This is a genomic window from Pontivivens ytuae, assembly GCF_015679265.1.
Classification (GTDB): Bacteria; Pseudomonadota; Alphaproteobacteria; order Rhodobacterales; family Rhodobacteraceae; genus Pontivivens; species Pontivivens ytuae.
Genome location: NZ_CP064942.1, coordinates 1,667,038 through 1,681,353 on the forward strand (window position 1 = coordinate 1,667,038; position 14,316 = coordinate 1,681,353).

General features: G+C 69.0%; 17 protein-coding genes. 2 read left to right on the plus strand and 15 right to left on the minus strand.

The annotated features are described in order from the left end of the window. Positions 1-68: 68 nt before the first annotated feature. The 12 genes from tilS to ruvC all read right to left on the minus strand — a co-directional run bounded on the left by tilS (position 69) and on the right by ruvC (position 10,095). A complete protein-coding gene (gene tilS / locus I0K15_RS08100; protein WP_196104938.1) occupies positions 69-1,265 on the minus strand; it encodes a tRNA lysidine(34) synthetase TilS in 1,197 nt (398 codons plus the stop codon). A gap of 5 nt (positions 1,266-1,270) precedes the next feature. Continuing rightward, a complete protein-coding gene (locus tag I0K15_RS08105) occupies positions 1,271-2,155 on the minus strand; it encodes a tetratricopeptide repeat protein (protein ID WP_196104939.1) in 885 nt (294 codons plus the stop codon). Positions 2,156-2,214: 59 nt separating this feature from the next. Next, positions 2,215-2,724: a peptidoglycan-associated lipoprotein Pal gene (gene pal / locus I0K15_RS08110; protein WP_230374349.1), complete on the minus strand. Its 510-nt coding sequence runs from the start codon at positions 2,722-2,724 to the stop codon at positions 2,215-2,217. A 74-nt stretch (positions 2,725-2,798) separates the two neighbouring features. Further along, positions 2,799-4,127, minus strand: a complete 1,329-nt coding sequence (gene tolB / locus I0K15_RS08115; protein ID WP_196104940.1) for a Tol-Pal system beta propeller repeat protein TolB — start codon at positions 4,125-4,127, stop codon at positions 2,799-2,801. A gap of 46 nt (positions 4,128-4,173) precedes the next feature. Then, positions 4,174-5,475: a hypothetical protein gene (locus I0K15_RS08120; RefSeq protein WP_196104941.1), complete on the minus strand. Its 1,302-nt coding sequence runs from the start codon at positions 5,473-5,475 to the stop codon at positions 4,174-4,176. A gap of 6 nt (positions 5,476-5,481) precedes the next feature. Beyond that, the gene (locus I0K15_RS08125) at positions 5,482-5,961 is read right to left on the minus strand and encodes an ExbD/TolR family protein (RefSeq protein WP_196104942.1); all 480 of its coding nucleotides are present in this window, start codon (positions 5,959-5,961) and stop codon (positions 5,482-5,484) included. Between the two features lie 4 nt (positions 5,962-5,965). After that, on the minus strand, positions 5,966-6,667 hold the full coding sequence (gene tolQ, locus I0K15_RS08130) for a protein TolQ (RefSeq protein WP_196104943.1): 702 nt from the start codon (positions 6,665-6,667) through the stop codon (positions 5,966-5,968). A gap of 125 nt (positions 6,668-6,792) precedes the next feature. Continuing rightward, positions 6,793-7,191, minus strand: coding sequence for a tol-pal system-associated acyl-CoA thioesterase (gene ybgC / locus I0K15_RS08135; protein WP_196104944.1), 399 nt, complete (start codon positions 7,189-7,191; stop codon positions 6,793-6,795). A gap of 42 nt (positions 7,192-7,233) precedes the next feature. After that, positions 7,234-7,863 carry a hypothetical protein gene (locus tag I0K15_RS08140; protein ID WP_196105416.1) on the minus strand — a complete coding sequence of 210 codons (630 nt, stop codon included), beginning with the start codon at positions 7,861-7,863 and terminating at the stop codon, positions 7,234-7,236. Between the two features lie 33 nt (positions 7,864-7,896). Then, positions 7,897-8,922, minus strand: coding sequence for a Holliday junction branch migration DNA helicase RuvB (ruvB, locus tag I0K15_RS08145; protein WP_196104945.1), 1,026 nt, complete (start codon positions 8,920-8,922; stop codon positions 7,897-7,899). Position 8,923: 1 nt separating this feature from the next. Next, complete coding sequence (gene ruvA, locus I0K15_RS08150; protein ID WP_196104946.1) at positions 8,924-9,589, minus strand: Holliday junction branch migration protein RuvA; 666 nt, start codon at positions 9,587-9,589, stop codon at positions 8,924-8,926. Then, positions 9,586-10,095: a crossover junction endodeoxyribonuclease RuvC gene (gene ruvC, locus I0K15_RS08155; RefSeq protein WP_196104947.1), complete on the minus strand. Its 510-nt coding sequence runs from the start codon at positions 10,093-10,095 to the stop codon at positions 9,586-9,588. The genes ruvA and ruvC overlap by 4 nt, the downstream gene beginning before the upstream one ends. 266 nt (positions 10,096-10,361) lie before the next feature. On the opposite strand from ruvC, the gene I0K15_RS08160 reads away from it, so the two are divergent. Then, the gene (locus tag I0K15_RS08160) at positions 10,362-10,559 is read left to right on the plus strand and encodes a DUF1127 domain-containing protein (RefSeq protein WP_196104948.1); all 198 of its coding nucleotides are present in this window, start codon (positions 10,362-10,364) and stop codon (positions 10,557-10,559) included. 3 nt (positions 10,560-10,562) lie between these two features. On the opposite strand, the gene I0K15_RS08165 is transcribed toward I0K15_RS08160, so the two are convergent. After that, positions 10,563-11,429, minus strand: a complete 867-nt coding sequence (locus I0K15_RS08165) for a 50S ribosomal protein L11 methyltransferase (RefSeq protein WP_196104949.1) — start codon at positions 11,427-11,429, stop codon at positions 10,563-10,565. Positions 11,430-11,524: 95 nt separating this feature from the next. Between I0K15_RS08165 and I0K15_RS08170 the strand changes: the two genes are divergently transcribed. Continuing rightward, positions 11,525-12,355, plus strand: a complete 831-nt coding sequence (locus I0K15_RS08170) for a GNAT family N-acetyltransferase (protein ID WP_196104950.1) — start codon at positions 11,525-11,527, stop codon at positions 12,353-12,355. Positions 12,356-12,361: 6 nt separating this feature from the next. On the opposite strand, the gene msrA is transcribed toward I0K15_RS08170, so the two are convergent. Both msrA and I0K15_RS08180 read right to left on the minus strand, forming a co-directional pair. Then, a complete protein-coding gene (gene msrA, locus I0K15_RS08175; protein WP_196104951.1) occupies positions 12,362-13,009 on the minus strand; it encodes a peptide-methionine (S)-S-oxide reductase MsrA in 648 nt (215 codons plus the stop codon). Between the two features lie 55 nt (positions 13,010-13,064). Beyond that, positions 13,065-14,312, minus strand: coding sequence for an MFS transporter (locus I0K15_RS08180; protein ID WP_196104952.1), 1,248 nt, complete (start codon positions 14,310-14,312; stop codon positions 13,065-13,067). Positions 14,313-14,316: the final 4 nt, after the last annotated feature.

Genomic DNA, 14,316 nt, shown 5'->3' on the forward strand with positions numbered 1-14,316 from the left:
GACGCGGAATGAGGCCGTCACGTCCCTTGAATGCTTTCGCTGCAACATAGGCCCCGCGGGCCGTGCGTTCAATGCGGCGTGCCCCGCGGGGCGAAGTGTCTCAACCGGATGCTCACGTCCTGTTGCACGGGATGCAGCGGCGAGGCGACAATCCGCCCACCGATGCGAACAGCCGGGAGGGTGCGGGCAACCTCGTCCGGGACATCGCCGCGGTCCGGGAAGGGACCGAGGGCGCCGACGGTCGCCCCTTCGAGATGGGTCGTGACGCGCCAGCGGCCGTCCCAGACTGTGGTTTCGGTGAGCGTTGTTGGCGGCGCCACGGCATTCGGCTCCCGCCGCAGATGCCACACAGGCCCGCGAGGCCGCAGTACGCAACCGGCGAGCGTGCCCGTCTCCCCGGCCGTGGCACGGTCCAGAAGCCGGTTAAGGCCGTCGAGCCGCGGCGGATACGCCTCTCCACCGACGTGGAGCAGCAGGGCCGACATCAGCCGCAGCCGGATCTCCTCCGGCAGGGTCTCCAGCGCCGGACGCGAGATCAGGATCTCCCCCGTCGGACGCTCACTGATACAGGCCTGCGCGGCCTCGGCGACGTCACGCTCCAGCGCCCGCCGTGCGCGCGTCAGCGCCTCCGCCGTCTCCGCCAGCCGCTCCGCATCCAGCCCCAGCTTGGCGAGACCCGGCAGTGCGGCCCGCATCCGAGCCCGATCAAAGCGGGGATCCTCGTTGCTCGGATCCTCTACCCAGCCGACGCCCCGCGCCGTCAGAAGCGCCCGCAACTCACCCCGACCGACCTTCAGAAGCGGGCGGAGCCACGTCACGCCCGCTTCCTCCCACCGATCCGTCATGGCGGCGAGGCCATCGACGCCGGACCCGCGGGCGAGGCGCATCAGGAACGTCTCGGCCACATCATCTCGCGTATGGCCCAGCAGCACGGAGCCGACCCCGTGCGCCGCCGCCCACTCTGCCAGCAGCGTCCGCCGCGCGGAGCGCGCCCGCGCCTGCAGGTTGCCGCCTGCCCCATCCTCTTCCCAGGTCAAAGTCGCGTTAGGAATGCCCAATCCTGCGCAGAACGCCGCGACCCGCGCCGCCTCCCCCGCACTCTCCGCCCGCAACCCGTGATCCACCGTGGCCGCCCGCACAGCCATGCCCCGCGCCGCCGCCCACTCCTGCACCAGCACCAGCAGCGCCATGCTGTCGCCGCCGCCCGACACCGCAACGCCGAGCGGCCCCGGCGCCGCCGCGGCCATCACCTCCGGATCGAGCATCGCGCTCAGGGGCAGGCGAGCGACTGTTTCGCGTTGAGAACGGAGGTCGTGTAGTCCTCACCCTGGCCGCTGAACCGCGTCAGCGCCTCGTCATAGGTCAGGCACGCCTCCGTCACCTGACCTATGCTGCCGAGCGTGTCGGCCAGCCGCCGCAGCGCCTCGGGCGCGATCTCGGAGGTCGGCGAGCCCGAAAACGCGTTGAGGAAATTCAGCGCCGCCTCGCGATTGTCGCCCTGCTGCACATGCGCCTCGCCGAGCCAGAACCGCGCTTCGGAGGTCAGCGGACCACCGGGGAACGTCTCCAGAAAGCTCTCGAAACCGGACACGGCGAGCTCCGTATCACCCGCATCGTACCGCGCCTTCGCGGCATCGAACGCCGCCCGCTCGGTCAGCGCCACCTGCGGCTCGGGCGCGCTACCGGCCCCGCTGCCACCCGACGTACCGCCCCCCAGATCGGAGGCCGGGGCGACATAACTCGTGTCGCCGCCCTCCAGCTCCGTCAGGCGGAAGTCGAGATCTGCGACGCGCCGTCCGCCATCCTCGGCAATGCGGCGCACGTCGAACTGCAGCTCCTCCACACGGCCCGTCAGCTCCCGGATCCGCGTCTCGATCAGGTCGAGCCGGTTGAGCGTCGTCGTGTCGAAGGGCACGCCCGGCTCGACCTGCCCGGTGCTGACGAGCTGCTGGCGGATGCCCTGCAGATCCTCGTCGAGGCGCTGCAGCGTCAGCCGCAGATCCTCCAGCGTCGTGGGCGGCGTCTCCTGCCCAGACAGCACGTCAGCGAGCGGATCGCCGGTGCCCGCCGCGGGCGGTGGGGTCGTCGTGTCCTGGGCGGTGGCGGTCAGGGGCGCAAGGCCGAGGGTCAGGATCAGAACCAGATGTCTCAGCATGAGTTGCGCCTCCGCCAGTCTTGTTGGGCGGGGGCGCTGCCGCCCCCGCAATACGGGACTTAGCCCGTCAGGCCGCCCGCCACCACCGTCACGGCGCGGCGGTTCTGCTGCCAGCAGGTCGGGTCGGAGCAGAGCTCGGCCGGACGCTCCTTGCCGTAGCTGACGGTGCTCATGCGGCCCGCGTCGATGCCCTGGGTCACCAGGAAGTCGTAGGCGGCCTGCGCCCGGCGCGCACCGAGGGCGAGGTTGTACTCGCGGGTGCCGCGCTCATCCGCGTGGCCCTCGATGACCAGCGTGCGGTCCGGATACTGCTGCAACCACTGCGCCTGACGGGTCAGCGTCTGCTGCGCCGCGCTGTCGAGCGAGCTGGAATCGGTCTGGAAGAACACCCGGTCGCCCACCGTCGTGGTGAAGTAGGCGAGCGAGCCCTGATCGACCGCACCGGCACCGCCCGCGCCGAGCCCGCCCGCGCCCGTGGCGGCGGAGCCTGCGCCCTGATCGGCGGTGGTGGTGCACGCGGCCAGCGATGCGGCAAGTGCTGCGGCGAGGAGATACTTCATCGGAGCCATGGTTTCTGTCCCTTTTCGGTCCTCTGGTTCGGTCGTTGCCGCCCCGGGGGGCCGGGGCGGAAGGTCTTCGTTCCTCAGTCGTCGCGCAGCGGCGACCAGCTCGGGTCGGACGCCCCGCCGGGGGTGGGAACGTATCTCAGGTTGCGGCCGGTCACGTCGACCGACACCAGCGAGGCCGCCCCCAACGGCCCCGGCGTCTCGCGGAAGAACATCAGGACGCGCCCGTTCGGCGACCAGGTCGGCCCTTCGTCGAGATAGGAGGCGGTCAGGAGCTGCTCGCCCGACCCGTCCACGTTCATGACGCCGACATGGAAGCGGCCGTCCACCTGCTTGGTGAACGCGATCTTGTCGCCGCGCGGGCTCCAGACCGGGGTGCCGTAGGTGCCGCGGCCGAAGCTGATCCGCTGCCCTGGCCCGCCCGACGCGCTCATGATGTAGAGCTGCTGGCTGCCGCCCTGATCGCTCTCGAACACCACCTGGCTGCCATCGGGCGAATACGAGGGCGCGGTCTCGATCGCCGGGCTCCGCGTCAGCCGTTGCCGCGAGCGCGTGGCGAGGTCGATGGTGTAGATGTCGGTGTTGGCCCCCGAGGTCTGGCTCAGGATCACCCGGCTGCCATCGGGCGAGAAGCGCGGTGCGAAGGTCATCCCGTCCACCGCGCCCAGTTCTGTCCGCGTGCCGGTCACGAGGTTGATGAGGTAGACCTGCGGAAAGCCGGTCGCATAGCTGGTGTAGATCACCGCATCGCCATTGGGCGAGAAGCGGGGGGCGAGCACCAGGTCCGACCCGCTGGTCAGGTAGCGCACGTTCGCACCGTCCTGATCCATGACGCCGATGCGCTTCACGCGCTGGCCCTTCGGCCCGGTCTCGTCGACGAAGACGACCTCGCTGTCGAAATACGGCGCCTCGCCGGTCAGGCGGGAGTAGACCACGTCCGCCACCTTGTGCGCCGCGCGCCGCCAGTTGTCCGGATCGGTGGTGAAGACCACGCCGTCGCCGATCTCCGACGCGCCGAACACGTCCCAGAGCCGCATCTCCACGGCCAGACGCCCGTCCGGCGCGATCGACACCGCGCCCGCGATCAGACCTTGCGCGTTGATCACCTGCCAGTCCGCGAAGATCGGCTGCGTGTCGACGCCGAGATTGCGGCTGATGAACGCCTCCGAGGAGATCTCGCGGAACAGCCCCGTATTGACCAGATCGGCCATGACCACGTCGGTGATCTGGCTCGCGAACTGCCCCGCACGGGCGTCGCGCGCGGCGAAGTCGGGTGCGGCCAGCGGCACCGGCTCCACGATCCCGCGGTCGATGGTGACACGCAGAGGTTCCTGCGTGCCTTGTGCAAACGCCTGTCCCGCCGCCAGGAGAGCCAGCGCGAGAGAGAGAACGGCTCGTCTCAACATCTTCGAAATCCTACCTGCTCATGCCCCAAAACAGAAGATTGTGCGGTTAGAGGCCAACTCCTTCCGCACCGCGGCTGGGGTCGAATGTGACCTCGACATCCTGCCATTGCCCGTATTTGTCCGGCGGAAGCTGGAACGCCCCCTGCCTGCTTGCCTGGAGGACCGCGCTGCGGGCCGCTTGGAATGCGATGGAATAGGGCCCGTCGGCCGAACCCGGGCGGATGAGCCGCACATCGTCGTTCACCACCTGACCGCTGCGGTCGAGGGAGAAGGCGACGGTCACGATCAGCGACTCGCCGTTCTCCATGCCGAGCACGCGGCCGATATTCCACTTGCTGGAAATCGCGTTGGTAAAGCCGCCGATCTCGCCCGGCGTCAGCGGCGGGCCGGTCGGCACGTCGGCGGTGGCCTCCGCCGTGGCAACCGTCTCGACGGGCTCCTCGGCCGCCGGTTCCTCGGCGGGCTCTTCCGCAGGCTCGGGCTCCGGCTCCTCGGCCACCTCGACGGGGGCTTCCTCGACCGGGGTCTCTTCCTCGGCTTCGGCAACCTCGACCTCTTCCGGCTCGGGCCGCGGACGCGCGCGCGGCGGGGCGGAGGTCAGCGGTGCGGGCGGCTCCTGCTCGGCCACGTCGGTCTCGGGCAGGTCGTCCTCCAGCGGCGCCGGGGTCTCCTCCGGCTCCGGCAGGTCCTCGGCGATCTCGGGCACGATCTCGGTCGCGGCCTCCTCGGGGGCGGTCGCCTCCTGCGCCTCCTCCTCGGTGTTGGCCTCCTCGCCGGTGGCGATCTCCTCCTGCCGCTCGTCAGCCTCCTCCGCATCCTCGGGCGGCGGTGCGGCGGGCGTAGTGTCGATGCGCAGCGACGGGCGCTGCGGCGTGGGCCGCGTCATCGAGGCCGGGCGCAGCGCCTGCTGCGGCCGCCGCTCGGTCGGCTGCGTGTTGGGCGTGGAGATCCCGAGGTCGAAGCTCTGCGGCAGGTTCGGCGCCAGCGCCGCCGTCTGGGTATTCGCACTCACCTGGTTCTGCACCAGGACCGCGCTCAGATCCGCCTCCGCATCCGCCTCGGACGGATCGTCGGGACCTTCGACGTCGTTGATCGTGACTTCCATCTCGTCATCGGGCCGCAGCGCGTCGAGGTCGAGCGCGGTCGGCGCCGCGATCAGCCCGATCTCCGACGGCACGAATTCCGGCGCGACGGAGGTGGCGGCATCGAACTCCGCCTCGCTCATCAACGTCACCTCGGCGGTGATGACAATGGGCTCCTCCTCGCTCTCCCACAGCTCGAACTGCCCGAAGGAAAGCGCAATGAACAGCGCATGCAGCCCTGCCGAGATCGCAAAGGCGCGCCGCATCGCGGATCACTCCGCCGGCGCCGACGCACCGTCGAGCGTCGGGCCACCCGCACTGGTGACGAGGTTGATCTGATTGAAGCCCGCGCCGTTCAGCGCACCCATGACCTGGGCCACGTCCTGATAGGGGATCGAGCCGTCGGCCCTGAGGAACACGGCGTTCGACGTCCGCTCCGCCGCGATGGCGCGCATCCGCGGGATCAGCTCCTCCCGCGTGATCGGCGTGTCGAGCAGCACGACGCTGCCATCCTCGGTGATGCTCAGCGTCAGCGGCCGCTCGTCATCCTGCGGCAGGGCACCGGCCGCCGTCTCGGGCAGCTCCACCGGCACGCCGGAGGACAGAAGTGGTGCCGCCACCATGAAGATGATCAGGAGCACGAGCATGACGTCCACGAACGGCGTCACGTTGATCTCGCTCATCGCCGCGGCGCGGCCGCGCCTGCGCCGCCGTCCTCCGCCGCCGGAGCGCTGGATGGTCTGTGCGCCCATCGGTTCAGGCCGCCTTCCGCTCGAGCTGCCGCGACAGGATCATCGCAAACTCGTCGGCGAAGTTCTCGAACGTGCCCGCGATCCGGTCGCTGTCCTGGCTCAGCTTGTTGTAGAAGACCACTGCCGGGATCGCCGCCAGCAGGCCGAGTGCCGTGGCGAGCAGCGCCTCCGCAATACCCGGTGCGACGACCGCGAGGTCCGTCGAACCCTGGATCGCGATCTCCTCGAACGCGTGCTTGATGCCCCAGACCGTGCCGAAGAGACCGATGAAGGGCGACACTGCCCCGATCGAGGCCAGCCAGCCGAGGCCGGAGTTCAGCCGCTCGCTCTCCCGCGCAATGACAACGTTCATCGCCCGGTCGATACGCTGCTGCGCGCCGCCGATGGCGCTGGGACCTTCCTGCGCCTTCTCCCACTCCGACATGCCGGCGGCGAAGATCGCCTCGGTCGGCACCGTCGGGTTCTCACCCACATTGCGGTGGATGTCGTCGAGCATCTGGCCCGACCAGAACGTGTTTTCGAATTGGGCGTCCGCGCCGCGCACCTTCCGGTACGTCAGCATCCGGTCCACGATGATCGCCCAGGACCACACCGATGCGAGCACCAGCATGATCATCACGATCTTCACGGTGATCGTCGCCCGCATGAACAACGCGTACAGCGAAAAATCCACCTGGCTCGCCGCGCCGAGTACTTCTGCTTCCATGTCTGCCGCCTCATAAAACAGCACCGGTTGGGTCCAGCGCGTCTTTGTCATTGGTTTTTCCGGTATCGTACCAGATTTGCAAGTGCAGGTTGACCGGTACGAGACGTAAATATCGCGTGTCTGCGCTACAGCAGGAGTTCGGCAAGTTTGTGGCGGATCTCCGCCGGAAGACGCGCCACCCTACCATCCATCGACATGACGGCGCAGTCGATGCGCGCGGTCAAGATCAGATCGTCACCGCGCAGCACTCTCTGCGGCATCGTGAACCGTGCGCCACGCATGTCCTCCAGCCCCGTCTCCACCGTCAGCACATCGTCGAAGCGCGCGGGCCTGTGATAATCCGCCTCCACCCGCCGCACGACGAAGACAAGCCCCGCATTGCGCATGTCGAGCTGGCTGATCCCCGCGTCCCGCACGGCGTCCGAGCGCCCCCGCTCCAGGAATTTCAGATAGTTGGCATAGTAGACGACACCGGCCATGTCGGTGTCCTCATAATAGACCCGGATCGTGGTGGTGTAGGCCATGCCTGCTCCTCTTTGCCCGTGCGCGACGATGGGCCATCGCTCTCAGGAGTGCAACGGACCCGCATTCATCCGCGCCGCGAGCCGCAGCGCATGGCTCGGATCGGTGGCCGCCGCGGGCATCACCGGGTCGTAGGCGGCACGGATCACATCGGCGATCTCCGGCCGCAGGACCGGCGCGCCGCCATCGCTCATCACGGCGAGGGGAGATGTGCCCAGAAACGCCTCGTCCGACCACAGGAGCATCGACTGCACCACCTGCCCCAGCGCCAGCGTATCCGCCGCCACGTCCGCGAGATGCGAATCCATCCTGAGGAAAACGAAGCACGCGCGGATCCCGCCTTCGGGATCGAAGCGGAAGATTCGGTACTGGTTCGCCTCTGCCGCCTCCAGCCGCCCGACCAGTTCGGCGAGATCCGGGATCAGCCGGTCGAGATGCGGCGTCGCCGTCAGCTCCGCCCAGTCGCGGATGAAGAACCACATGAAGTTGGCGCCGAGCTCCGGATCGGTCTCCGCCATCCGGTGGCCGGCCAGGGCGACGACCGCCTCCATCGCGCCCTTCACCGTCGCGATGGTCTCGTCCTCGACGCCGAAGACCACGGGCGCGAGCGGCCGGTTCCAGCGCGCGAACACGTAGGAGCCATCGGAGCGGGTGAACAGCTTCTCGACCTGCATCATCACTCTCGTCAAATACGCCCTTCGGGCTCTTCAGTCGTCGAAGAGATCCGTCTGGCCCGGCGCGCGCGGCGGCGCAAGGCCGAGATGCGTCCACGCCTTGTGCGCGAGCATCCGTCCCCGCGGGGTGCGCGCGATCAGGCCCTGTTGCAGCAGGAACGGCTCGATGACCTCCTCGATCGCGTCCCGCGCCTCGCTCAACGCCGCCGCGATCGTCTCCACCCCCACCGGTCCGCCGCCGTAGTTCTCCGCCAGCAGCCGCAGGTAGCGCCGGTCCGCGCCGTCGAGGCCCAGATCATCCACACCGAGCCTGGTCAGCGCCCGGTCCGCGAGCTCCCGCGTCACCGTCCCGTCGCCCTCGACCACCGCGAAATCCACGACCCGGCGCAACAGCCGCCCGGCGATCCGTGGCGTGCCCCGCGCCCGCCGCGCAATCTCCCGCGCGCCATCGGGCGTGGGCGCGGCGCCCATCAGCCGCGCCCCGCGCTCCACGATGCTGACAAGCTCGTCCACCGTGTAGAACTCCAGCCGCGTCGGGATGCCGAACCGGTCGCGCAGCGGCGTCGTCAGCAGCCCCAGCCGCGTTGTCGCCCCGACCAGCGTGAAGGGCTGGAGGTCGATCCGGACCGTCCGCGCCGCCGGCCCCTCCCCGATCACGAGGTCAAGCTCGAAATCCTCCATCGCGGGGTAGAGCACCTCCTCCACCGCCGGGTTCAGCCGGTGGATCTCGTCGATGAAAAGCACGTCGCGCGCATCCAGATTGGTCAGGATCGCCGCGAGATCCCCCGCCTTCGCCAGCACGGGGCCGGACGTCATGCGGAAGTTCACCCCCAACTCGCGGGAGACGATCTGCGCCAGCGTCGTCTTCCCCAGCCCCGGCGGCCCGTAAAAGAGCGTGTGGTCCATCGCCTCACCCCGCCGCCGTGCACTCTCGATGAACACCCGCAGGTTCGCCCGCGCCTCCGCCTGCCCGGTGAAGTCGTCGAGGCTCTGCGGCCGCAGCGCCCGATCCTGATCCTCGGGCTGCTCGGCCGGTGTCATGGGAATGGGATCGCTCATCTCAGCCCGCCGGGGCCAGCGCCTTCAGCGCGGCCTTGATCAGGGTGGAGGCGTCTTCGCCCTCGGCGGCGGCGACCGCGGCGGCGGCCTCGCCATGGGCGTAGCCGAGATTGACGAGGGCGGAGAGCGCATCGGCCCTCGCGATCCCGTCCGATGCGGGGGGAGGGACCATCTGCGGCGCAGCCGCTGGCTCCGGCACCGCCGGAGCGGCCGCCGGGTCGGCGGCCATGGCCTGTCGCGCGCCACTCGCACCCAGCGCCATCACCGCGGGCGCCTTGTCCTGCAATTCGTTTACCACCCGCGCCGCGATCTTCGGCCCGATGCCCGGTGCGGCCCGCACCGCCGAGACGTCACCGAGCGCAATCGCCCGGCTCGTCCCCTCCGGCCCCAGCGTGCCGAGGATCGCGAGCGCCGCCTTCGCCCCAACCCCCTGCACCGAAGTGAGCAGCCGGTGCCATTCCTTCTCCGCCAAGGTCAGGAAGCCATAGAGCTGCATCAGATCCTCGCGCACCACCATCTCGGTATAGAGCGCCACATGTGCCCCCTCGGCGGGCATCTGCGCGAGCGTCCGTTCGGAGCAGTAGACGACGTATCCCACGCCCGCCGCCTCGATCAGCACGTGATCGGCCATGCGGTAGTCGAGCCGCCCGCTGACTTTACCGATCATTGCGCTTCCGCCCGCGCGATCGCCGCATCCAGCCGCCCGGCGAAGCGCGCGTTGTGCGCGTGGCAGAGCGCAATGGCCAGCGCATCGGTCGCGTCTGGCCCAGCCGTCTTCACCCCCGGGAACTGGAGCTTCACCATGTGATCCACCTGATCCTTCGCCGCGTGACCCACGCCGACAACTACCTTCTTCACCTGGTTGGGCGCATACTCCGCAACCTCCAGCCCGGCCCGCGCAGGGACCAGCAGCGCGATCGCCCGCGCCTGCCCGAGCTTCAGCGTCCCCGCCGCGTCCTTGTTCACGAAGGTATGCTCCACCGCAGCACAGTCAGGCCGCTGCTCCGCCAGCACGCCCGAGAGCTGATCGAAGAGCGCCAGCAGCCGGCCCGCCAGCGCTTCGCCCCGCCCCTCGCACACGCCATTGGCGACGTGGGAGATCCGGCTGCCCGCCACGTCGATCACGCCCCAGCCCATCCGGCGCAGGCCGGGATCGATGCCCAGAATTCTCATGCTCGCCTGCCCGTCTCGTTGTCTTTTCCAAGAACTAGCACGAAGCGTGAACGCCCTCCAAGCCCCTCACGGCATCGGCCGTTTGCGACACCCACTTTTCCGTTTTCGACCAAGCTGCGCGCCCATGGCATAACACCCTGTCAGACATGCAGAAATATCATGTCCGTTAACCCGGACGCGCCCTTGTGTGGCCATGCGACTCAGGCCAGATGGCCGCTCAGGGTTCGACGGTCGAACCCGGCATTGTCGAGAAACGGAGACCTGCCATGGCAATGATGGATCCCAGCTTCGCCGCGCCCCGGGGCGCTTCCCTCTTTTCCCGCATGATCGCGGCCGTCTCGACGTGGACGCGCGAAGTGCGGACGGAGGACGGTCTCCACAAGCTCACCGACCGCGAGCTCGCCGATATCGGCCTGATCCGCGGCGACATCCCGTCGGTGGCCCAGGCGCTCGCCCGCCGCTGAGCCTCACCGGCGCAGCGTCAGGGTGGTCCACTCGCCGATCACCCGGCGCTGCATCCGCCGAAAGCCCCAACCGGCATAGGTCCGCTCGACGCCCGTGGCCTGCCGGTTGAGGATCCCCGACAGGATGATGACGCTGCCCGGCGCCGTGTGCGCCGTCATCTGCGGTGCGAGCCGCCGCAGCGGTCCGGCGAGAATGTTGGCGAACACCAGGTCGTAGGGCGCGCCCGCACGCAACCGACCATGGCGGAAGCCGGGGGCAGTCACGCAGGCCACCCGGTCGCCCAGCCCGTTCCAGCGCATGTTCGCCCGCGCCGTCTCCGTCGCCACCGTATCGATGTCGGAGGCGATGACCCGCGCCGGAAACACCTTCGCCGCCGCCATGGCGAGCACGCCGGTCCCCGCGCCCACATCCGCCACGTTCGTCGCGCGCCAGCCCTCGCGTATAAGCGCGTCGAGCGACAAGAGGCAGCCGAGCGTCGTCTGGTGGTGCCCCGTGCCGAAGGCCATGGCGGCGTCGATCTCCAGCGCGATCCTATGCGGCCCCGCCGCCCCCCGATCGTGCGAGCCATGGACGACGAAGCGCCCCGCCTCCACCGGTGCCAGCTCCCGGCGGACCTGCGCAACCCAGTCCCGGTCGTCGAGCTTGGAGACCGCGAAGTCCTGCGCACCATGCGCCGCGGCCAGCAGCGCCAGCGCGACCCCATTCGGCTTCTCGGTGAAGTAACCGCCGACCTCCCACAGGCCCGACCCGTCCTCGACCTCGAACACGCCGACACCGGTGGGCGCGGGGTCGAGGCCCTCCAACGCTTCGGCGAGCGCCAGCCCCGGCGCCTCGCCGGGCAGGGTCGTCAGGGCGGTCCAGGTGGTCATGCGCAAGCCTCCGGTCAGGTTGCGCGGGGTATGGGGTGCGGCGCGAGAGCGGTCAAGCGTTGGCGGGCCGTCGCTTGCCCGCTAGCCTCACCGCCATGACACCGATCCGATCCTGCGCGGGGCTATCCACCGAAGACCTGCGCATCGCGATGAACGCCGCCTTCTCCGACTACGTCGTGCCGATGCAGCTCGACGCAGCGGCGTTCGCGTTCCTGCTGCGCCAGCGGGGCTACGACGCCGAACGCTCCCACGCGATCGAGGAGGATGGCCGGATCGTCGCCTTCTGGCTGGTCGGCACGGAGGCCGAGCGGCCCGACACCGCCTACCTCCTCTCGACCGGAACAGTGCCCGACGCGCGCGGTCGCGGCCTCTCCCGCGCCATAGGCATAGAGGTGCTGGGCAACCTCGCCGCCCAAGGCTACCGCCACATGGTCAGCGAGGTGATCGAGACGAACCACGGCGCGCGCCGCCTCTACCGCGCGCTCGGTTTCGAGGAGACCCACGCCGTCGACTGCTTCGCCCTGCCGATGATGGAGGGCACTGGCGAAGGGATCGAGGAGGTTCGGTTCGCCGACCTCCCGACCGACGAGCTCATGGACTGGCACCCAACCTGGCAGAACGACCGCCACGCCGTCCGCCGCATCGAGCCCCAGACGATCACCCTCGTCATCCGCCAAGACGGCGCGCCCATCGCCTTCGCAACGCTGCTTAAGCCCAACGCCACGATCGCCCAGATCGCCGTCCACCAAGACCACCGCAGACGCGGTCACGCCCGGCGCCTCGTCGCGGCCCTGACTGCCCGCGCACAAACGCCGCTCCGCATTATTAACGCCGATGCGAGGGACGCGGGCTTCCGCGCCTTCGTCGATGCGCTCGGTGGGAAAAGGACCGTCGGGCAGCTCGCGCTTCACCGCGCGCTGCCCTGAGGGGCGTCAGGCGCCCGTGCCGATCGGGCAGGTCACGCCCGTGCCGCCGATGCCGCAATAGCCGCCCGGGTTCTTCGCGAGGTACTGCTGGTGGTAGTCCTCACCGTAGAAAAACTCCGGCGCGTCCCGGATCTCCGTCGTCACGGCACCGAAGCCCGCCGCCTTCAGCCGCTCGGCGAACTCGCCGCGCGTCCGCTCGGCCGCGGCCCGCTGCTCCTCGTCATAGACATAGATGCCGGAACGGTACTGCGTGCCCACGTCATTGCCCTGCCGCATGCCCTGCGTCGGATCGTGCCCCTCCCAGAAGACCTTCAGAAGGTCCTCGAAGGACACCACCGAGGGGTCGTAGTGCACCAGCACCACCTCGTTGTGGCCGGTTTGCCCGGTGCAGACCTCGCGATAGGTGGGGTTAGGAGTGTAGCCCGCCGCATAGCCCACGGCCGTCATCCACACGCCGTCGAGCGTCCAGAACATCCGCTCCACACCCCAGAAGCAGCCCATGCCGAACATCGCGACCTCCAGATGCTCCGGAAACGGCCCCTTTAGCGGGCGGCCGTTCACGAAGTGATGCTCGGCGGTCGGGATCGTCTCGGCCCGACCCGGAAGGGCCTCGGTCACGGCGACCATCTCGGACTTCTTGCGGGTGAAGAACATGGAACTCCTCCTCAGTTCGTTCTGAGATAGGGATGCGGGCGCCCCGCGGAAAGGTTCACTCCGCCGGGGCGGCGGTGAACCGCAGGGCAAAGATCGTCTCCCGCCCTGGCGCGGGATGCCGCGGGATCAGGAGGGCCAGCACCAGCGAGATGCTCGCAAAGCCCGCCGCCAGCAGGAACACCCCCGCGGGCGAGGTCAGCCACAGGTAGCCAAGTGCGGCGGGCAGGAACACCGCCGCGATGTGGTTGATCGTGAACGCCACCGCAGCCGTCGGCGCGATATCCGCCGGATCCGCGATCTTCTGGAAGTACGTCTTCAGCGCGAAGGCCAGCGCAAAGAACAGGTGGTCGAGGATGTAGAGCCCCGCCGCGATCGCCACGCCCCAGGCCAGCGCCCCCCAATCCGCGAAGTAGAGCGCCCCGTAGGCGACGAAGATGCAGATCAGTCCGGTATACTCCACCGTCAGCGCCCGCCGCTCGCCGTAGGTCTGCACGAACCGGCCCATGAGCGGCGCAAACACCATATTGGCGAGGTAGTTGGCGAGGAACAGCGCCGTGACCTCGTGCACCTCGAACCCGAAGCGCTCCACCATCATGAAGGCCGCGAACACGACGAAGATCTGCCGCCGCGCGCCCGACATGAACTGCAGCGCGTAGTAGAGCCAGTAGCGGCGGCGCAGCACCATTTTCTTGGTCTGTGGGTTCGGGCTCTCGAACTGCGGATAGAGCAGGAAGCAGATGATGGCGAGCAGCACCGTCGCCCCGCCGCCCGCGAGATAGACCACCTCGTAGGACCAGCCGAACCGCTCCCACCCCATGACGAGTATGCCGTAGGCGAGCAGCGACGCGCCGGAACCCACGGCAACGATCCAGCCCAGCACCTGCGGCGCCTTCGCCTTGTCGATCCACTGCAGCTGCAGCGACTGGTTCACCGTCTCGTAATAGTGAAACCCGATGGAGGAGATCAGCGTGGTCGCGAGCAGCCCCTGGAAGGTCGGGAAGTACGCCGTCACCGCCACCGCCACGCCCAGCATGATGAGGCTGACGAGGCCCAGCACCTGCTCCCGCATGAAGATGATGATCGCGATCACCCCGACGGCGAGAAAGCCCGGGATCTCCCGCACGCTCTGCAGCCAGCCGATATCGGAGCCGTCGAACGCAGCCGCCTCGATGACGAAGTTGTTCAGCAGGGCGTTCCAGGTGGAGAACGCCAGCGGCATCGCCGCCGCCATCACGACGAGCAGCGCGATCGGCTGGCGCCAGATCGGAAGCGATTGCGCCTGCTGGAGGGAGAGCGTCTTCATGGCC